Source organism: Citrobacter sp. wls829 (assembly GCF_005280825.1).
In the GTDB taxonomy this organism is placed as follows: Bacteria; Pseudomonadota; Gammaproteobacteria; order Enterobacterales; family Enterobacteriaceae; genus Citrobacter; species Citrobacter gillenii.
The window spans coordinates 24468-43012 of record NZ_SZWP01000050.1; the positions used below are offsets into that span (position 1 = coordinate 24468).

The 18545-nt window shown below is 57.5% G+C and carries 19 protein-coding genes; 3 read left to right on the plus strand and 16 right to left on the minus strand.

Going from position 1 to position 18545, the window contains the following annotated elements; genetic code table 11:
* Window position 1 precedes the first annotated feature (1 nt).
* Together yjcO and fdhF are read right to left on the minus strand one after the other, a co-directional pair.
* Window positions 2-685 (minus strand): Sel1 family TPR-like repeat protein YjcO, encoded by a 684-nt coding sequence (yjcO, locus tag FDW88_RS07545; protein WP_117343592.1) that lies wholly within the window; start codon window positions 683-685, stop codon window positions 2-4.
* Window positions 686-867: 182 nt separating this feature from the next.
* Complete coding sequence (gene fdhF / locus FDW88_RS07550) at window positions 868-3015, minus strand: formate dehydrogenase subunit alpha (RefSeq protein ID WP_115259684.1); 2148 nt, start codon at window positions 3013-3015, stop codon at window positions 868-870.
* A 288-nt stretch (window positions 3016-3303) separates the two neighbouring features.
* Here fdhF and FDW88_RS07555 point away from each other — a divergent pair, with 288 nt between their 5' ends.
* The gene (locus tag FDW88_RS07555) at window positions 3304-4035 is read left to right on the plus strand and encodes a response regulator (RefSeq protein WP_115259683.1); all 732 of its coding nucleotides are present in this window, start codon (window positions 3304-3306) and stop codon (window positions 4033-4035) included.
* An 87-nt stretch (window positions 4036-4122) separates the two neighbouring features.
* On the opposite strand, the gene FDW88_RS07560 is transcribed toward FDW88_RS07555, so the two are convergent.
* The 6 genes from FDW88_RS07560 to FDW88_RS07585 all read right to left on the minus strand — a co-directional run bounded on the left by FDW88_RS07560 (window position 4123) and on the right by FDW88_RS07585 (window position 10288).
* On the minus strand, window positions 4123-5127 hold the full coding sequence (locus tag FDW88_RS07560; RefSeq protein ID WP_135912718.1) for a carbohydrate kinase family protein: 1005 nt from the start codon (window positions 5125-5127) through the stop codon (window positions 4123-4125).
* Window positions 5124-5984, minus strand: coding sequence for a ketose 1,6-bisphosphate aldolase (locus FDW88_RS07565; protein WP_117343589.1), 861 nt, complete (start codon window positions 5982-5984; stop codon window positions 5124-5126). Before FDW88_RS07565 ends, FDW88_RS07560 begins: the two co-directional genes overlap by 4 nt.
* Window positions 5985-5998: 14 nt before the next feature.
* Complete coding sequence (locus FDW88_RS07570) at window positions 5999-6682, minus strand: D-lyxose/D-mannose family sugar isomerase (RefSeq protein ID WP_137362308.1); 684 nt, start codon at window positions 6680-6682, stop codon at window positions 5999-6001.
* Between the two features lie 120 nt (window positions 6683-6802).
* A complete protein-coding gene (locus FDW88_RS07575) occupies window positions 6803-7744 on the minus strand; it encodes an ABC transporter substrate-binding protein (RefSeq protein WP_096758671.1) in 942 nt (313 codons plus the stop codon).
* A gap of 32 nt (window positions 7745-7776) precedes the next feature.
* Window positions 7777-8772 carry a ribose ABC transporter permease gene (locus FDW88_RS07580; RefSeq protein ID WP_115259679.1) on the minus strand — a complete coding sequence of 332 codons (996 nt, stop codon included), beginning with the start codon at window positions 8770-8772 and terminating at the stop codon, window positions 7777-7779.
* Window positions 8765-10288, minus strand: a complete 1524-nt coding sequence (locus tag FDW88_RS07585; protein ID WP_096758669.1) for a sugar ABC transporter ATP-binding protein — start codon at window positions 10286-10288, stop codon at window positions 8765-8767. The genes FDW88_RS07580 and FDW88_RS07585 overlap by 8 nt, the downstream gene beginning before the upstream one ends.
* A gap of 114 nt (window positions 10289-10402) precedes the next feature.
* Here FDW88_RS07585 and FDW88_RS07595 point away from each other — a divergent pair, with 114 nt between their 5' ends.
* Both FDW88_RS07595 and yjdP read left to right on the plus strand, forming a co-directional pair.
* Entirely contained in the window at window positions 10403-12667 is a 2265-nt protein-coding gene (locus FDW88_RS07595; protein WP_137362309.1) for a hybrid sensor histidine kinase/response regulator, read from the plus strand.
* A gap of 68 nt (window positions 12668-12735) precedes the next feature.
* The gene (gene yjdP / locus FDW88_RS07600) at window positions 12736-13065 is read left to right on the plus strand and encodes a DDRRRQL repeat protein YjdP (RefSeq protein WP_096758667.1); all 330 of its coding nucleotides are present in this window, start codon (window positions 12736-12738) and stop codon (window positions 13063-13065) included.
* On the opposite strand, the gene FDW88_RS07605 is transcribed toward yjdP, so the two are convergent.
* The 8 genes from FDW88_RS07605 to FDW88_RS07640 form a co-directional block, all read right to left on the minus strand.
* The gene (locus tag FDW88_RS07605) at window positions 13062-13349 is read right to left on the minus strand and encodes a type II toxin-antitoxin system RelE/ParE family toxin (protein ID WP_137362310.1); all 288 of its coding nucleotides are present in this window, start codon (window positions 13347-13349) and stop codon (window positions 13062-13064) included. The genes yjdP and FDW88_RS07605 overlap by 4 nt on opposite strands.
* Window positions 13346-13597: a type II toxin-antitoxin system Phd/YefM family antitoxin gene (locus FDW88_RS07610; RefSeq protein ID WP_006688247.1), complete on the minus strand. Its 252-nt coding sequence runs from the start codon at window positions 13595-13597 to the stop codon at window positions 13346-13348. The genes FDW88_RS07605 and FDW88_RS07610 overlap by 4 nt, the downstream gene beginning before the upstream one ends.
* A gap of 83 nt (window positions 13598-13680) precedes the next feature.
* Window positions 13681-14439: a phosphonate metabolism protein PhnP gene (phnP, locus tag FDW88_RS07615; RefSeq protein ID WP_137362311.1), complete on the minus strand. Its 759-nt coding sequence runs from the start codon at window positions 14437-14439 to the stop codon at window positions 13681-13683.
* A gap of 72 nt (window positions 14440-14511) precedes the next feature.
* Window positions 14512-15057, minus strand: a complete 546-nt coding sequence (gene phnN / locus FDW88_RS07620) for a ribose 1,5-bisphosphokinase (RefSeq protein WP_096758664.1) — start codon at window positions 15055-15057, stop codon at window positions 14512-14514.
* Window positions 15058-15059: 2 nt separating this feature from the next.
* A complete protein-coding gene (phnM, locus tag FDW88_RS07625; protein WP_096758663.1) occupies window positions 15060-16196 on the minus strand; it encodes an alpha-D-ribose 1-methylphosphonate 5-triphosphate diphosphatase in 1137 nt (378 codons plus the stop codon).
* Entirely contained in the window at window positions 16193-16873 is a 681-nt protein-coding gene (phnL, locus tag FDW88_RS07630) for a phosphonate C-P lyase system protein PhnL (protein ID WP_117343579.1), read from the minus strand. Before phnL ends, phnM begins: the two co-directional genes overlap by 4 nt.
* 107 nt (window positions 16874-16980) lie before the next feature.
* The gene (gene phnK, locus FDW88_RS07635) at window positions 16981-17739 is read right to left on the minus strand and encodes a phosphonate C-P lyase system protein PhnK (RefSeq protein ID WP_115259672.1); all 759 of its coding nucleotides are present in this window, start codon (window positions 17737-17739) and stop codon (window positions 16981-16983) included.
* Window positions 17736-18527, minus strand: a complete 792-nt coding sequence (locus FDW88_RS07640) for an alpha-D-ribose 1-methylphosphonate 5-phosphate C-P-lyase PhnJ (RefSeq protein WP_249354878.1) — start codon at window positions 18525-18527, stop codon at window positions 17736-17738. Before FDW88_RS07640 ends, phnK begins: the two co-directional genes overlap by 4 nt.
* Window positions 18528-18545 lie beyond the last annotated feature (18 nt).

The following is an 18545-nucleotide window of genomic DNA, read 5'->3' on the forward strand; positions in this document are numbered from 1 at the left end:
ACTACCCGTTCGTTAACTTATCAAACTCTTCGCAGCCGGTATCAAACCCTTCCGTACAGCTCAGATTCAACCAGTGCAGTGCCTTCTGTTTATTCTTTTCAATAAAACCCTGCTCACCGTTTAAGAACATCATCCCGGCCCAGTACTCGGAATACCCGGTACGCGAAATGGCCGAGCTGCGTTTGAAATACCAGGTGGCTTTGTCATCGTCTGCGGGAATGCCTACGCCGTTGGCGTAAATCAGGCCGAGCAGCATCTGCGCATCAACGGCTGAGTCGCTCTCCAGATTCTCCGAGGCGTTTTGTAACAGCGTAATGGCTTTGGGGTAATCGGTATGCCCCGCCTGGGTATTGACCAGGATACGTGCCAGTGTAATTTCGCCGCTCTTACTGCCCGCCTGGGCCGCTTTTTCAGCCAGCGTTTTGGCTTGCGGATAATCCAGACTGACTGGATTGGTAATTTTAATTTGTGCCAACAGAGCCCAGGCGTCCGAATCGCCATTGTCGGCAGCCTTTTGCGCCCAGTATTCGGCTTTACTCAAATCGCCTGAACTAAACCAGGTATCGGCGAGAAAGTATTGTGCGCGTCGGTCTCCAGCCTCGGCGGCCTTCAGGAACTGGCTACCTGGTTCTTCGGCATGGGCAAAACATGTCAATAACACCATCAAGGCGAAAAGTCGTTTCATCTTATTTTTAGATTTAGAGTAGGGAACGAACAGTATAGAGAGATTATTTGCATAAAAAAACGGCCTCCGAATGGAGACCGTTGTAAGGAAAATGCCTGATGGCGATGCCAACGCATCTTATCAGGCCTACAGTGGAAACAGGTCGTAGGCCGGATAAGGCATTCATGCCGCCATCCGGCAGATCAGCCCATCGCGCTTTCGCGCAGACTGGCTTTCAGCTTGGTGTACTCATCAATCACATACTGCTCGGCAGCACGCTGATCGGCAATGCGCTCAACGTTGACGGCACAGTACTTGTACTCTGGCGTTTTGGTAATCGGACTCAGGTTCTCTGTGACCAGTTCATTACAGGCCCCAATCCACCACTGGTAGGTCATGTAAATCGCGCCTTTGTTCGGACGATCGCTGACTGCTGCACGCGTGATGACACGACCTTTACGCGAGTTAACCCACACCAGCTCTTCATCCTGAATGCCCAGACGTTCAGCATCGGCGGTGTTGATCTGGGCGTAGCCCGGTTCATCCGCTAATGCCGCCAGCGCCGCACAGTTGCCGGTCATTGAACGGCAAGAGTAGTGGCCGACTTCGCGCACCGTCGACAGGACCATCGGGTACTCGTCGGTCAGCTTGTCGATTGGCGCAACCCAGTCGCAGGTAAAGAACTGTGCCAGACCGTTCGGGGTGTCAAACTTCTCTTTGAAGAGGTAAGACGTGCCCTGATCGGCATCCGAGGTGTCGCGACAAGGCCACTGGATATAGCCCAGTTCGCCCATCTTCTCGTAGGTGGCGCCGTAGAAATCCGGGCACAGGCCGCGCAACTCATCCCAGATTTCCTGGGTGTTGTTGTAGTGCATCGGGTAGCCCATACGGGTAGCAATTTCACTGATAATCTGCCAGTCCGTTTTCAGATCCCACTTCGGCTCAACTGCTTTAAAGAAGCGCTGGAAGCCACGATCAGCCGCAGAGTAGACGCCTTCATGCTCACCCCATGACGTAGACGGTAAAATAACGTCTGCGGCAGCGGCGGTTTTGGTCATGAAGATATCCTGCACGATGACCAGTTCCAGATCCGCAAAACCTTTGCGCACTGCGGACAGTTCAGCATCGGTCTGTAATGGATCTTCACCCATAATGTACGCCGCGCGCACTTCGCCATGCGCCGCACGGTGCGGCAGCTCGCTGATGCGATAGCCGGTATGGGCAGGCAGGCTTTCTACTCCCCAGGCTTTAGCAAACTTCTCGCGGTTTTCCGGGAACTTAACGTACTGATAGCCCGGATAGGTATCCGGCAGCGCACCCATGTCGCACGCGCCCTGAACGTTGTTCTGGCCACGAACCGGGTTAACGCCCACGCTTGGCTTTCCGAGGTTGCCGGTCAGCATGGCGAGGCTGGTCAGTGAACGCACGGTTTCCACGCCCTGATAGAACTGGGTCACGCCCATGCCCCACAGGATAGCCGCGCTTTTTGCCGATGCATACATACGCGCAGCCTGACGAATTTCCTGTGCGCTCACGCCAGTAATGTCTTCGACGGACTCCGGCGTATAGCCTTCGACAATCTTGCTGTACTCTTCGAAGCCTTCCGTACGTGAGGCCACGAACGCCTGGTCGTACAGTTTTTCTTCGATGATGACATGACCCATAGCGTTGAGCAGCGCGATATTCGAGCCGTTTCTTAACGCGATGTGCATGTCGGCAATGCGCGCGGTTTCAATTTTGCGCGGATCGCAGACGATAATTTTCGCCCCGTTACGTTTAGCGTTAATCACGTGATTCGCCACGATAGGGTGGGAATCCGCCGGGTTGTACCCGAAAATAAACACTAAATCGGTGTTATCAATTTCGTTAATCGCATTACTCATTGCGCCGTTACCGACCGATTGGTGCAGACCTGCAACCGAAGGGCCGTGTCAGACGCGAGCGCAGCAGTCAACGTTATTGGTACCAATAACGGCGCGTGCGAATTTTTGCATTACATAGTTGGTTTCATTACCCGTTCCGCGAGATGAACCGGTCGTCTGAATAGCATCCGGGCCATACTTCGCTTTGATGGCGCTCAGGCGAGTTGCCACGTAATCCAGCGCTTCATCCCAGGAAACAGATTCCAGTTTGCCGCCACGTTGGCGACGGATCATTGGGGTTTTCAGGCGAGGGGTTAGGATCTGGGTATCGTTGATAAAATCCCAGCCATAATAGCCCTTCAGACACAGGGTACCCTGGTTGGTTTTCCCCTGCGCCGCCTCAGCCCGGACGATTTTGCCGTTATCGACCACCAGGTTGATTTTGCAACCTGATGCGCAATATGGGCAAACCGTGACGACTTTTTTCATCGGTCTCGCTCCAGTTAATCAAATCGCGCATACGCGCTTGTCGTTTTTGTTATGCATCTTTTATGCCATGTTTTTAGCAGGGGCATTGGCCGATAATACGGGCATCATTTGAGCAAAACCCTGACGAAAAACAGGCTGTCGTCATATTTGACGTGACGAATCCTACAAGTGTGACGGCCCGGCAGTGTGACCGGGGCTATGTTTCCCGCACGTCCTTGTGCCTTATCGCTGTCACTCTGTGCAGAATCATTCACACTCATTTGAGTTGGCGCGAGATGGGGAAAAACAATGAAGCCGGCGATACTGGTTGTGGATGATGACGTAACAATCTGCGCACTCCTGGAGGATGTGCTGAGCGAACACGTCTTTGCCGTGACGACCTGTCATACCGGACAGGCGGCGTTGCGCTGCATTGAGACTCAGCCGGATATTGCGCTGGTTTTACTGGATATGGTGCTGCCCGACACCAACGGCCTGATGGTGCTGCAACAGGTGCAAAAGATGAGGCCGGGCCTGCCGGTAGTGATGCTCACAGGAATGGGCAGTGAGTCGGATGTGGTGGTCGGGCTGGAAATGGGCGCTGATGATTACATCGGTAAACCGTTCAATGCGCGGGTGCTGGTGGCGCGGGTGAAGGCGGTGCTCAGACGCGTAGGCGTGCTCACGCCTGAAGGCTCGGGTGCGCAAACCACCGGGCTTTCCTTTAATGGCTGGCATCTGGATACCGCGGGCTGCCAGTTGCGTAATCCCCAGCAGTTGAAAGTCGACCTGACGCAGGGTGAATACAGCCTGCTGCTGGCGTTGGCACAAAATGCCCGGCGGGTGCTGAGCCGCGAGCAGCTGCTGGAACTGACGCGCAGCGATAGCGTCGAGGTGTTTGATCGCACCATCGACGTGTTAATCATGCGACTGCGGCGCAAAATAGAAGCCAACCCGCATCAGCCTATGCTGATTAAAACCCTGCGCGGGTTGGGATACGTGTTTGCCGCTGACGTCCAGCATCACGAAAAAGCGGCGTGATCGTGTGCAGTTGCCGGATGCGGCGTAAACGCCTTATCCAGCCTACAAAAGCGATAATGGCTACGTAGGCCTGATAAGCGCAGCGCATCAGGCATCAGCCATCCCAGCTTTTAACTCTGCCAGCGTTTTCGCGCCGTCGATGGCATTGGCGCACAGCAAACTGGCCCGCGCGCAGGCGTGCGCCAGCCGGATACTCTCTTCCAGCGACCAGTGCTCATGGCAGCCGTACAAAAATCCGGCGCAAAATGCATCCCCCGCACCGACGCTGCCGACGATCTCCTCCTGCGCCAGATACTGCGAAGGGATCCATGTGCCGTCTCGATCCGGCGTTTCGCCCCAGGCGCCTTCCGGGCAGTGGATCACCACCCGCTGGCGCACGCCCGCGTCCAGCAGCTCACGTGCAGCGCTGGCGATGTGCGGGATATGCAGCTCACCGTTAGGCTGGCGGATCGCCAGCCCGCTGAATTCCCCGGCCTCCAGCTCGTTGATCACCAGATAATCGAGATGACGGAGCGCTGGCATTACCAGCGGCTGATAGCGCGGATCGCCCTTGCGCGACACCAGGTCCAGCGATGTTTCAAACCCGTTATCGCGCATTTGCGCCAGTAGCCGAGCGCTGCGCGTGCCAAAGGTATCATCCGGCTTGTCCAGGCTGTCGAGCAGCAGCAGATAGCCGAGATGGAAAATTTTCATCGTGCTATCAAGCTGCTCAAAGGCGGGAAGATCCAGCAGCCGGTTTGCGCCGGGAGAATGAAAAAAAGTGCGCTGGCCGCTCGGGTCGGTCATCACCTGCGACATCGAGGTGGGGGCGGACGTGGTGCGCTGCACGTGCTGGCGATTCACGTGATACTGCTCGAGCATCGCCATAATGTAGTCGCCATCGCTGTCCTGACCGATCAATCCCACCGCCTGCAGCGGCAGCCCGGTGTGCATTTTCGCCAGCGTCAGCAGCACGTTCAGAGGCGCACCGCCGGTAGCGCGTTCGCTGTGGGTGATCTCCGCCAGCCAACCGCATTCCGGCCACTGCACAATTTGATGCACATGATCGACCAGCATGTTGCCTGCGGCGATAATGCCTCTGCGTTCCATCAGGCCTGCCCCGCGCTGCCAAAGATGCGCATCTGTTCGGAGACGGTATCGGTAATGGCCTCTTCGATACCCAGCAGCAGCTCAGCAAATTCGTCGTACAGCGGCTGGCGGTTGTTCATCCGCGACTCCACCGCCGCCAGCGCCGCCTGTGACATACCGGTATAGAAGTTGATTTTGTGGATGCCAAGCTCGATGGCGCGACGGAAATCGTCGTCGCTAATGCCGGAGCCGCCGTGCAGTACCAGCGGGATTGCCGCCTGCTGTCGAATGGCGTCCAGCCGCGGGAAGTCGAGTTTGGGGTCGCCTTTGTACTTGCCGTGGGCATTGCCAATGGCGACGGCTAAGGCATCAATGCCGGTTCTGTCGACGAAATCCCGTGCCAGCATCGGGTCGGTAAACAGCGACTCGTCGGCATGGCCGTACAGCGCTCCGCCTTCATCGCCGCCGACGGCCCCCAGCTCTGCTTCCACCGACACGCCGACGGCGTGGCACATCTTCACCACCTCGCGGGTCTGGCGAATATTCTCCTCGTACTCCAGCGTAGAACCATCGAACATCACCGAGCTGAAGCCTAAGCGCAGCGCCCGCACCACCGACTCAAAATGCAGGCCGTGATCGAGGTTAAGCACCACCGGAATGTCATGGCGTGCGGCTTCGAACTTTACCGCTTCGACCAGAGAATCCAGCGAGATATATTTAAAATGCACTTCGGCAATGTTGATAATAAATGGCGATCGTTCCTGCTTCGCGGCGGCAAACAGCGCACGCAGGAAGTGCGAATCCAGAACGTTAAACGCGCCTAAGGCATAGCGGTGCTCGCGAGCATGGGCGAGGCCATCGGCGAGGGAAATCAACGGCATAATGCGCTCCTTGGTTAGCGGAACAGGCGATATTCGTTACACAACACCAGCAGCGCCGGTTCGTCTTCTTCAATGTCGTTATAGCGGGCGATGGGTTGCAGGAAATGGTTATCGTGATCGTCGTCGTTAACCGAAGAAACTTCGCCAACCAGCACGTCGCCAAACCCTTCTTCGGCCCAGAAGCTATGATACAGACCGGGCGTCAGGCAGATGCTTTCCCCTGGCGTCAGGCGCAGCTGGCTGCCCGCTGCGTGCGTTTGCCGGCAGCCGTCAATCACTACGCTGACGTCGCTGTCTTCCGTTTGTTCTCTGACTCCGGCGTTCCACAGTTCCACAATCAAATTACCGCCACCGCGATTGATAATGTCTTCGCGTTTGCGCCAGTGAAAATGCATGGGTGTCACCTGGCCATCGCGGACGTGCATGATTTTTTCGGCGTAGCATTTCTCATAGGGCATGCCTTTTGGTGAACCATTACGCAGGGTAAACAGCGTTAAGCCCAGGACGGCAAAGTTATCACCGCCGAATGCGGTGACGTCCCAGCCGAGTTTGAGGTCAAAGACTTCACTCCAGGCTCCGGCGTCGAGTTTGCGCCATTGGGTGGGTGGGAAGCTGGCGAAGGGTGGGAGATGCACGTCGTGCAAGGAAAAAAACTGGCGCGTGTGACCCAGAATCTCATTTATTGCGGAGCGTTTCATGGACAGAATTCTCCTTAATATAATGCCGGATGGCGCTGCGCTTATCCGGCCTACAAATTCATAGCGATCTTGTAGGCCGGATAAGGCATTTTTGCCGCCATCCGGCGTTGTTGTGGCGACTTATTTCACCGTCCAACCCTTATAGCTGCCGACGTTGTTCTTATCGATCATCGTCACCGGGATCAGCACGGGCTCTTTCGGCGCGGGTTTACCCTGCAATATGTCATAGCCGATTTCGACCGCTTTGGCTGCCATCACCTGCGGATCTTGTGCCGGGGTCGCCACAAATAATGAGTTTTCCCGCTTCAGCGCCTCTTCGCCGTCCGGCGATCCGTCGACGCCGACAATAAAGAATTCACTACGCTGCGCCTGTTTTGCAGCCAGATCGGCCCCGATCGCTGTCGGATCGTTAATGGCGAACACGCCGTCGATCTTCGGATTGGCCGCCAGCAGAGCGGTCATGATCTCCAACCCGCCTTCACGGCTGCCCTTCGCGTTCTGATTATGCGACAGCACCTTGATGTCCGGGTGGCGTTTGAACTCGGTCTGGCAGCCTTCTACGCGGTTCTGCACGGCGGAAACCGGCGGCCCGTTGATGATAACGACGTTGCCTTTCCCTTTCAGGCGGTCGGTGATGTATTTACAGGCCATTTCGCCGGCCTGGGTGTTGTCGGAGGTGATGGTGGCGTCAGCGCCTTCCGCTGCCACGTCAACGGCGACGACCACAATCCCCGCGTCTTTCGCCCGTTTTACCGCCGGGCCGATGCCTTTGGAATCTGCCGCGTTAAGAATGATCATGTCGACTTTAGCGGCAATAAAGTTGTCTATCTGCGACACCTGTTGACCGAGATCGTAGCCGCTGGACACCAGCGTCACTTTGACGTTATCCCCCGCCAGCTTGCGCGCTTCCAGTTCTGCACCTTTGGTTATCTGCACGAAGAACGGGTTGGCAAGATCGCCGACCGTTACGCCGATGGATTTCAGTTCTTTTGCCTGCACATACGGCGTCGCGGCAAGCAGTGCGCCAGCACAGAGCGCGGTAACTAATGGCTTCAAACGCATGTTGTGTTCCTCGTAGCTGTAGGGTTTTGTTGTTATGCACTTTGATGGTGTCGGGTACGGTATTTGTCGATTAGCACCGCTATGATGATCACCGCCCCTTTGATCACCAGTTGCCAGAAATAAGACACGCCCATTAGCGTCATCCCGTTATTGAGCGTAGCGATAATCAACGCCCCCACCAGCGTGCCGGTGATGGTGCCGATCCCGCCGACAAAACTGGTGCCGCCGAGGATCACCGCGGCGATGGCGTCCAGCTCATAGCCCATGCCCAAGTTGCCGTTGGCGCTGTACAGTCGCGAGGCGCTCATCACCCCGCCGAGGCCGGAAAGCAGCCCGCTCATGCCGTAGACGAACAGCAGCACCAGCCACACTTTGATACCGGTTAACCGTGCGGCCTGCATGTTGCCGCCCACCGCGTAAATATGAACGCCCAACGTGGTGCGACGCAGAATGAACCAGCACACCGCAATGACCGCCAACGCAATCACCACCAGCCACGGGATCGGCCCGAGGTAGTTGTTACCGATCCACTCGAAGCTGATATTGGAGTTGATAACCGTGGTGCCGTCCGCCAGCAGGTAAGCCGCGCCGCGCAGCGCGGTATAGGTGCCAAGGGTGACGATAAACGGTGGCAGTCCGGCAAAGGCGACCAGTGCGCCGTTAAATAGCCCCAGTGCCAGGCCAAGCATCAATGCCGCCGGAATCGACAACAGTGCCAGCTCCGGGATCAGCGACACGACCATCGCCGCCACCGCGGTGGTGCCGAGAATGGAACCGACGGAAAGGTCGATCCCACCGGTGAGAATGATGAAGGTCATCCCCGCTGCCAGCACGATGTTGATCGACGCCTGACGGGTGATGTTGAGCAGGTTACTTTCGGTAAAAAAGTTGGGTGCGATAAAACCAAATACCGCCACAATCAGGATTAAAATGGGCAAGATACCGACCGTTTGCATCAGATCGCCCATCAACATTTTTTTCGCCGAGGCGGATTTGGCCACCGGCTGGGAAGGGGTTGGATTATTCATGGGACACCGCCTGATGATGGGAGTCGTTCACGCCGGTTGCCAGCGTCATAATATTTTCCTGAGTAATGCTTTGTCCGTTCAGCTCACCGGCAATACTGCCTTCGCGCATCACGTACACCCGGTCACTCATGCCGACCACTTCCGGCAGTTCGCTGGAGATCATTAAGATCGCCACACCTTTGCGCGCCATCTCGTTCATGATCCGGTAGATCTCGCTTTTGGCGCCGACGTCCACGCCGCGCGTGGGTTCGTCGAGGATCAAAATGCGTGGGCCAATCGCGACCCAGCGAGAGATAAGTAATTTTTGCTGATTGCCGCCGGACAGTCCGCCCGCGCGGACCTGCGCGTGGGGTACGCGGATGTTGAGCAACTGAATGGCGTCATCGGAGATGGTCTGCGCTTTTTTGCGGTTCAGCATGCCCCAGTTGGCGTCACGCTCCAGCGTGGCCATGGTGATGTTTTCAGCCGCCGCCAGCTCTAAAAACAGCCCCTGTTCTTTGCGGTTCTCGGTCAGAAAGCCGATACCGTGATCGATGGCCTCACGCGGGGAGTGGATCACCACCGGCTCGCCGTCGACTTCAATCATGCCGCTGATGGCTTTGCGCACGCCAAATATCAGCTGCGCCAGCTCGGAGCGACCGGCGCCGACCAGCCCGGCCAGGCCGACAATCTCCCCGGAACGCACCAGTAAACTGCACGGCTGGACTTTGTTGCCATCGGTCAGGTGATGCACGTTCAGGCGCGCCTTGCCTAAAGGGATATCGCGTTCTTTGTTGAACAGATCGCTTAACGGGCGGCCGACCATCATGCGCACCAGTTCAGAGGCGTTAAGCTTGTCGCGGGTCAGGCTGCCGACGTACTGCCCGTCGCGCAACACGCTGACGCGATCCGAAAGTTCATATACTTCCGCCATGCGGTGGCTGATGTAGATAATTGCCATCCCTTCATCACGCAGGCGCATGATCAGCTCAAACAGGCGGTGGGTTTCACGTGAAGAGAGGGCGGCGGTGGGTTCATCCATGACCAGGATGCGGCTGTTACGGTGCAGGGCGCGGGCGATTTCGACCTGCTGCTGCTCGGCGATGGTCAGCGTCATGACCCGATCGCTGGCCTTAAACTGCGCCCCGAGCCGGTCGATGACCTTTTGCGCCTGCATCACCATCTCTTTGCGCTGTACCAGACCACCGCGCGACAGTTCGCTGCCAAGAAAGATATTTTCCGCTACCGTCAGATTTGGCGCGAGCTGCATCTCCTGATAAATCAGCGTGATGCCAGCGCTCAGCGCATCCTTGGGTCCGCGAATATGAAAGGGCTGACCGTCAATTAAGATCTCACCGCTGGTGGCGGTATAGGCCCCGGCGAGGATCTTCATCAGGGTGCTTTTCCCGGCGCCGTTTTCACCCATCAGGGCGTGGATTTCGCCGGACCACACCGTTAAATCGACCCCTTTCAGCGCGTAAAATTTGCCGAATGCTTTGGCAATGTTGCGCATCTCCAGAACCGGTGTCTTGCTCATAACGGATCTCCTGCGGGGTGGCCGATATCAGCAGTCCATCACAGGAATGTAAATGCAAAATGTCAGAAGCCGTTCATATTTGTCATATTGCGATTTTTCTTCATGGAGCGTGATATGCCGCAACCCGGACGTCACTTTTTCGCCAGTGCGCGCGGGCGATTGCTGTTCTTCAATCTGCTGGTGGTGGCGGTCACGCTGATGGTCAGCGGGGTGGCGGTGCTGGGCTTTCAGCACGCCAGCCAGATCCAGGAACAGGTGCAACAGCAAACCGTTGATGACATGACCGGCAGCATGAATCTGGCGCGCGACACGGCGAACGTCGCGACGGCGGCGGTGCGACTCTCACAGGTCGTGGGGGCGCTGGAATACAAAGGTGAAGCGGAACGGCTACAGGAGACCCAGCGCGCGCTCAAGCATTCGCTGGAACAGCTGGCCAGCGCCCCGCTGGCGCAGCAGGAACCGGGGCTGGTCGAGCGCATTATCCAGCGCAGTAACGAACTGCAAAGCAGTGTGGAAGGCATGCTGCAGCGCGGGCAGTTGCGGCATCTGGAACGTAATGCTCTGCTCAGTTCGCTGTACCAGAATCAAAGTTATTTACGCCATCTGCAAAAACTCACCGGCGCGCAGGATGACGCGCTGCTGAGGCAGATGGACCGCCTGATCGTTGCCGCTATTGAAACGCCGACGCCGCGTTCGGTAATTAAACAGTTGGGCGGCGTGATGCCCGCGCTTGTTCTGCAAAACCCCAGCCAGTTGGTGAGTCGTATTCTTAGCGACTTCAACCTGGAACTGCATAAGCTGGAGCCGCTTTCGTCCGCGCTGGAGCAGAGTGACCTGGCGATCAGCTGGTATATGTTCCATATCAAAGCGCTGGTGGCGATCCTCAACAGCGATATCAACCAGTATGTCTCACAGGTGGCGAGTATCTCCGAGCAGCGGGTGGCGCAAAGCCATCAGGAACTGCAGTCCGGCGTGCTGTTTATCATGATTTTTGCGCTGCTGGCGGTGGTGATCACCGGCTTTGCCGGCTGGTATATCTACCGCAACTTAGGCTCGAACCTGACGGCTATCTCGCGGGCGATGACCCGGCTGGCGCATGGCGAATCGGACGTCAGCGTGCCGGCCCTGCAGCGGCGCGATGAGCTGGGAGAGCTGGCGCGCGCCTTTAGCGTGTTTGCCCGCAATACGGCGTCGCTTGAACACACCACTCGGCTGCTGAAAGAAAAAACAACGCAGATGGAAATCGACCGCACCGAGCGTCAGGGGCTGGAAGAAGCGTTACTGCACAGCCAAAAGCTGAAGGCGGTGGGGCAGTTAACGGGTGGATTAGCGCATGATTTCAATAACCTGCTGGCAGTGATTATTGGCAGTCTGGATTTGGTCAGTCCGGACTCGCCCGATGCGCCGCGTATCAACCGGGCGCTAAAAGCCGCCGAGCGCGGGGCGCTACTGACCCAGCGACTGCTGGCTTTTTCGCGCAAGCAATCGCTGCACCCACATGCGGTGGAGTTGAAAACGTTGCTGGAGAACTTGGGGGAGCTGATGCGCCATTCGCTACCGGCGACGCTGACGCTGGAGATTGAAGCGCAGTCACCCGCCTGGCCGGCGTGGATCGACGTCAGCCAGCTGGAAAACGCCATTATTAATCTGGTGATGAACGCCCGTGATGCGATGGACGGGCAGGCGGGTACGATTAAAATTCGCAGCTGGAATCAGCGGGTCACGCGCAGCGACGGACGCAAGCAGGACATGGTGATGCTGGAGGTGGCCGACCAGGGCTGTGGGATGTCGCAGGAGATCAAAGCGCAGGTCTTTGAACCGTTCTTCACCACCAAACAGACCGGCAGCGGCAGCGGACTGGGGCTGTCGATGGTGTACGGTTTTGTGCGTCAGTCCGGTGGTCGGGTGGAAATTGAGAGCGCGCCGGGGCAAGGGACCACGGTCCGGTTACAGCTTCCGCGCGCCATTGTGCCGGTGCAGCCTCAGGACATCCCTGTGGTGGAACACGCGGCGAACAGCGGTGAGAAACTGGTGTTGGTGCTCGAAGATGAGGCCGATGTGCGCCAGACGTTGTGTGAGCAGCTCCACCTGCTGGGTTATCTGACGCTGGAGGCCGCCAACGGCGAGCAGGCGATGCACTTGCTTGCCGCATCTTCAGAGATCGACATTCTGATCAGCGACCTCATGCTGCCCGGTGGATTAAGCGGCGTGGATGTGGTTAACCATGCGCTAAAGCATTACCCGCAGTTGAGTATCCTTCTGATCAGCGGTCAGGATTTGCGTCCGGCACACAACCCGGCACTGCCGGAGGTGGCGCTACTGCGAAAACCGTTTACCCGCGGGGAGCTGGCGCAGGCGCTGCGTCATCCGCGCAATTGAGATTCCTCCGCTACTCGTGAGCAAGCGCTTTGATTACCGTGGGGCGAGTTTCTTTTTGAGGCTGGTTTATGACACGCTCCCCGACGATCTTTTTTTTCAGTTTGCTGATGCTGACTACCGTGTCGGCGCAGGCGGATATTATTGATGACGCCATTGGCAATATTCAACGCGCCGTCAGCGATGCCTATAAGCCTGATAATAATCGGGATTACGACGACTCGCGCGACGAAAGCTGGCAACGCCAGGTAAGCGACGATCGCCGCAGGCAATATGACGATCGTCGCCGCCAGTTTGAAGACCGCCGTCGGCAGCTGGATGACCGCCAGCGTCGGCTCGATCAGGAACGGCGTCAGCTGGAAGATGAAGAACGTAGAATGGAAGACGATTACGATCGTTAACGTAGTCTTTCGCTGGCAAGATTATAAACTTCACTACGCTCGCGTTTACCGACGGCAACGACAGCGATGACCAGGGTGTCGTCAATAACTTGATAAACAAGACGGAACCTTGAAGTGCGTAGTTGGATTTTATAGCAATCTTTTATTCCCCTGAGCTTCGCGGAGGGGACATGCGGATTTTCACCGCATTTCTTGAGTTCTCTGGCAAACTGCTGCTGAATGGTTTTATCCAATTTTTGCCATTCTTTCAGCGCATCTTCCCTGAATTTTACCGTATAACTCATAAATAGCTGTCCAGATCAACATCCACCAGTGGCTGTTGGCTCCGTTCATGGACTAATTTAACCAGTTGCTGATCGTCCAGCGCATCAAGCATTTTTTCGTAAAGCTCAGCGGGAACACAATAAAAGGCGGGCTGGTTACGGTTCAGGATTGCGACCGGAAACCCATCCCCTGCGCTAACAGTCGCCATCGGGTTCTTTTTTAGCTCACTCACGCTGGCGGTGGTGTCGCTTAAAATGATATGTGGCATAATCGCTCCTTAAGACCATTTAACTGGTCTTAATATAGGATGAGAAAGACCTGTTAACAAGTCTTATTATGAAGTGTCTCCGCTTAATCCAGCACAATCTCCATGCCGTCATACCCGGCTTCGATGCCTGTCGGTAGCGGATTATGCATTAGCCACTCGTCGAACTGATGGCTGATGTGGGTCAGAATCACCCGTGGGCAGCGGATAATGTCATTGAGCGCAATCACGGTATTTACATCGCAGTGATTGCGCGGTGGTTGCGTGCGCGGGGCATGGCTACAGTCGATGATCATCGCCTGCGGCTGATTGTTGCCCAGAAACGTCAGCGTTTTGTCGGGCAGCCCGGCGGTATCAGAAAGCCACGCCACGCGGCTGTACGCGGTTTCCAGCAGATAGCCAAACGTCAGCTTTGAGTGGTTGAGCGGCAGCGGTGTCACCTGCAACCCCTGCAAATTAAACACCACAAACGGTTCGACGGTGTGGCTGAAGTCGAGAATGCCGGGATGCTTAAACAGATCGTCGCAACCCTGTTCATCCGGCGGCCCGTATACCGGGATCGTTTTCCCCACGCCCCAGCGCAGCGGAAACAGTCCCTGCACATGATCCATATGGTAGTGGGTGAGCAGAAACTGGCGGAAGCTGCCGGCGGGCCAGTCGTCCATCAGATGCGGGATCCCCGCGTCGAGCAGCGTCACGGCATGGTTGAATTTGACCACGCCGCTGCAGGGGCGGCGGCGATATTGCGACTGTAAACGCGCCCGCTGGCAGGCGCGGCAGTCGCAGCCAAAAACCGGCACCAGCTGCGCGCCGCCAGTGCCGCTTAAAGTGATCGTTAAGCTCATTGTTGCTCCCCTGGTCATGTATAGCCGGATGGCGACGCAGGCGTCTTATCCGGCCTACGGGTCCGTGCGCTCTCAGGCATAAGAATGCTTACGTCCCATCAGTGTGAGCAATGTATTCACTGACTGTAGCAGACTACCGTCATTGTTTAGCGTATGGCAGTCCTCTGGCGCATAGCGGGCTGCACGTTCAAGACGGGCGACAATCTCCGTTTCATTTTCTCGCCCGCGCGCCAGTAAGCGCTGGCGCAACACGTCTTGTGATACCTGCAAACAGACCGGCAGCAGCGCCGCGCCGTAGCGTGATTTTGCCTGTGGCAGATGGGCGCGGGAGCCGTTTACCACCACATCAAACCCGGCGTGTAGCCAGAGGTCAATCTCCACGCCGACGCCGTAGTACAAGCCGTTGGCATGCCAGCTCAGCGCCAGCAGGTTCTGTCCGGCGCGGGTAAAAAACTCCTGTTCGCTCAGCGCAATATGGTTTTCATTCCCGGCGTTGGCGGCCCGGGTAATGTAACGATGCGCCACCAGCAGTTGCGCCTGTTCCTGCTGGCGGAGTTCGGCCAGCAGGCTGTCCTTACCGGAGCCGGACGGCCCCATCAGCCAGATCAGTTTTCCCATAGTCAGAACACCCTTTTTCCCTGCCGCCAGACGTGGTCGATATGCACGTGATCGCCTTTGCGGTGCGCCAGCACCAGATCCGCGCGTTTACCTTCGGCGATAACACCGCGATCGTCGAGATTCAGCGCCCGCGCCGGATTACGGGTCACCAGATGAATCGCCTGCGCCAGCGTGAAGCGGTTGGCATCGTCGTCCGCTACACGAAACGCGGCGTCGAGCAGGCTGGCGGGGTAGTAATCAGAGGAGAGAATATCCAACAGCCCCAGTTCAGCCAGCTTATGCGCCGCGACGTTGCCGGAGTGCGAGCCGCCGCGCACGATATTGGGTGCGCCCATCAGCACATTCATGCCGTGCTGGCGTGAAGCCTCTGCGGCTGCAAAGGTGGTGGGAAACTCGGCGATCACGCTGCCAAGTTGATGTGATTCGAGAACATGGTCATGGGTAGCGTCGTCGTGGCTTGCCAGCGCAATATGGCGTTCGCGACACATCTGCGCGATGGCGGTCCGGTTGGGCTGTGACCAGCGCGCCGCGAGGGCTAACTGCTCCTCTTCGTAGCGGGCCATCTGCTCATCGGTGAGTGAATACTTGCCCTGATAATATTCCCGGTATTTTTCGCGGTTGGCGAACTGGCGCTGGCCCGGCGAGTGATCCATCAGTGAAACCAGCGTCACTGGTTCGCGCCCGACCAGTTTTTCAAACAGCGGCAGGGTGGTGTGGTGCGGCAGTTCGCAGCGCAGATGCAGACGATGCTCGGCGCGGTTGACCCCGCGCTTCTGCGTTTCTTCCACCGCATTGATCATCTTTTCCAGATTTTCCAGGCGATCGCCGCCGTCGCGAACATCGCCAATCGCCACTGCATCCAGCACGGTGGTGATGCCGCTGGCGACCATCAGCGCGTCATGGCTGCTCATCGCCGAATGCGCGGGCCAATCCACCTTCGGGCGCGGGGTGAAGAATTTGTCGAGATTATCGGTGTGCAGTTCGATAAGCCCCGGCAGCAGCCAGCCACCTTCACCGTCCAGCGCTTCGGGCAGACGGCTCTGGCTTTCGGTAAAGGCGCGAATCACGCCGCCCTCCATTTCCAGCGATCCCTGTACCACTTCGTCTTCCAGCACCAGCTTTACGTTATTGATAATCATGCTGTGGTTCCCATCAGGTGCAAACGGTCCGCCACGCGGTCGCGAACGGTTTGATCGTGAAAAATACCGACAATTGCCGCGCCGCGCGCTTTGGCTTCTTCTATCAGTGCCACTACGGCGGCGCTGTTTTTGGCATCCAGCGACGCGGTGGGCTCATCGAGCAGTAAAATTGGGTAATCGACGATAAACCCGCGCGCAATGTTGACGCGCTGCTGCTCACCGCCGGAAAAGGTCGATGGGGCGAGATGCCACAGCGTTTCCGGGACGTTCAGACGTTCCAGCAGGCGCGCCGCTTTGGCCGCACACACGTCGCGGGAGACGCCCAGATCCAGCAGCGGTTGCATCACCACGTCCAGCGCCGAGACCCTGGGGATCACGCGCAGGAACTGGCTGACCCAGCCGATGGTGGAACGGCGCACTTCCAGCACTTTCCGCGCCGGAGCCTGCACCAGATCCACCCACTCGTCGCCGTGCTGAATATGAATATGGCCGGTGTCCGGCAGATAGTTGGCGTACAGCGAACGCAGCAGCGTTGATTTCCCACTGCCCGAGTGACCGTGCAGCACCACGCACTCACCGCTTTTTACGTCCAGAGTGGCGTTGTGCAACACCGGCAGGCGTACGCCGTTTTGCTGGTGCAGTACAAAGGTTTTACTGACATTTTCTACGCGGATCATTTGAGCCTCATGGTTCTTATTGCCGGATGGCGCTGCGCTTATCCGGCCTACAAAAAACGCACCTGTAGGCCGGATAAGGCGCAGCCGCCATCCGGCACAACAAAAAATCAGTTCTGCAACACCGACGACACCAGCAATTGGGTGTACGGATGATGCGGATCGTCGAGCACGCGGTCGGTTAATCCACTTTCCACCACCTGACCCTGTTTCATCACCAGTAAACGGTCTGCCAGCAGGCGCGCCACGCCCAAATCATGGGTGACAATCACCACGGCCAGATCCAGTTCCACCACCAGGCCGCGCAGCAGGTCCAGCAGTTTGGCCTGTACCGAGACGTCCAGCCCACCGGTGGGTTCATCCATAAATACCAGCCTGGGATGGGTGACGAGGTTGCGGGCAATCTGTAAACGTTGCTGCATGCCGCCGGAGAAGGTGGTGGGCAGATCGTCGATGCGCGAGGCGGGAATTTCGACGTCGGTCAGCCAGCGCTGCGCGGTAGCGCGAATGTCGCCATAGTGGCGTGCGCCGGTGGCCATCAGGCGTTCGCCGATATTACCGCCCGCCGAAACCTGACGGCGCAGGCCGTCCATCGGGTGCTGATGTACTACGCCCCATTCGGTGCGCAGCAGGCGGCGACGGTCGGCTTCGCTCATGCCGTACAGCGAACGGTTCTGATACACAATTTCGCCAGACTGCGGCGTCAGGCGCGAGGAAATCGACTTCAGCAGGGTTGTTTTGCCGGAACCGGACTCGCCCACAATGCCCAGCACTTCGCCAGGCCACAGGTCAAAAGAGACATCGCTGAAGCCTTTGCCCGGCGCGTAGAGATGGGTCAGGTTATTGACGGAAAGCAGCGGTTGCGTCATTGGCTAAGGGCCTCGCTCTGTTGGCGGCAGTAATCGGTGTCGGAGCAGACAAACATCCGTTTGCCGCTGTCGTCGAGCACCACTTCGTCGAGATAGCTGTGGGTGGAACCGCAGATGGCGCAGGGTTCATCCCAGCTCTGCACGGTAAACGGGTGATCGTCGAAATCGAGGCTCTCGACTCGGGTATACGGCGGTACGGCGTAGATGCGTTTTTCACGCCCGGCACCGAACAGCTGCAGCGCGGGCATCCTGTCCATTTTCGGGTTGTCGAATTTTGGGATGGGTGACGGATCCATCACGTAGCGCCCGTTGACCTTGACCGGATAGGCGTAGGTGGTGGCGATATGGCCGAAGCGGGCGATATCCTCATACAGCTTCACCTGCATCACGCCGTACTCTTCCAGCGCGTGCATGGTGCGGGTTTCCGTCTCGCGTGGCTCGATAAAGCGCAGCGGTTCGGGGATCGGCACCTGGAAAATAATAATCTGATCTTCCGTGAGCGGCGTTTCCGGGATGCGGTGACGGGTCTGAATAAGCGTCGCGTCGCAGGTCGCGTCGGTGGTGTTTACCCCGGTTACGTGCCTGAAGAAGTTGCGAATGGACACCGCGTTGGTGGTGTCATCCGCGCCCTGGTCGATGACCTTCAGCACGTCAGCTTCACCTATCACGCTGGCGGTAAGCTGAATACCGCCGGTGCCCCAGCCGTAGGGCATGGGCATTTCACGCCCGCCGAACGGTACCTGATACCCCGGAATGGCGACCGCTTTCAGCAGTGTCCGGCGGATCATGCGTTTCGTTTGTTCATC

Bases quoted from the DNA above. Each gene is read 5' to 3' on its own strand.
- phnL (WP_117343579.1), bottom strand. From the start codon at position 16,873: ATGATCCGCGTAGAAAATGTCAGTAAAACCTTTGTACTGCACCAGCAA.
- phnK (WP_115259672.1), bottom strand. From the start codon at position 17,739: ATGACGCAACCGCTGCTTTCCGTCAATAACCTGACCCATCTCTACGCG.
- FDW88_RS07570 (WP_137362308.1), bottom strand. From the start codon at position 6,682: ATGAAACGCTCCGCAATAAATGAGATTCTGGGTCACACGCGCCAGTTT.
- phnM (WP_096758663.1), bottom strand. From the start codon at position 16,196: ATGATTATCAATAACGTAAAGCTGGTGCTGGAAGACGAAGTGGTACAG.
- FDW88_RS07640 (WP_249354878.1), bottom strand. From the start codon at position 18,527: ATGATCCGCCGGACACTGCTGAAAGCGGTCGCCATTCCGGGGTATCAG.
- FDW88_RS07555 (WP_115259683.1), top strand. From the start codon at position 3,304: ATGAAGCCGGCGATACTGGTTGTGGATGATGACGTAACAATCTGCGCA.
- phnP (WP_137362311.1), bottom strand. From the start codon at position 14,439: ATGAGCTTAACGATCACTTTAAGCGGCACTGGCGGCGCGCAGCTGGTG.
- FDW88_RS07580 (WP_115259679.1), bottom strand. From the start codon at position 8,772: ATGAATAATCCAACCCCTTCCCAGCCGGTGGCCAAATCCGCCTCGGCG.
- FDW88_RS07610 (WP_006688247.1), bottom strand. From the start codon at position 13,597: ATGCCACATATCATTTTAAGCGACACCACCGCCAGCGTGAGTGAGCTA.
- yjcO (WP_117343592.1), bottom strand. From the start codon at position 685: ATGAAACGACTTTTCGCCTTGATGGTGTTATTGACATGTTTTGCCCAT.
- FDW88_RS07565 (WP_117343589.1), bottom strand. From the start codon at position 5,984: ATGCCGTTGATTTCCCTCGCCGATGGCCTCGCCCATGCTCGCGAGCAC.
- FDW88_RS07575 (WP_096758671.1), bottom strand. From the start codon at position 7,744: ATGCGTTTGAAGCCATTAGTTACCGCGCTCTGTGCTGGCGCACTGCTT.
- yjdP (WP_096758667.1), top strand. From the start codon at position 12,736: ATGACACGCTCCCCGACGATCTTTTTTTTCAGTTTGCTGATGCTGACT.
- phnN (WP_096758664.1), bottom strand. From the start codon at position 15,057: ATGGGAAAACTGATCTGGCTGATGGGGCCGTCCGGCTCCGGTAAGGAC.
- FDW88_RS07585 (WP_096758669.1), bottom strand. From the start codon at position 10,288: ATGAGCAAGACACCGGTTCTGGAGATGCGCAACATTGCCAAAGCATTC.
- FDW88_RS07605 (WP_137362310.1), bottom strand. From the start codon at position 13,349: ATGAGTTATACGGTAAAATTCAGGGAAGATGCGCTGAAAGAATGGCAA.
- FDW88_RS07595 (WP_137362309.1), top strand. From the start codon at position 10,403: ATGCCGCAACCCGGACGTCACTTTTTCGCCAGTGCGCGCGGGCGATTG.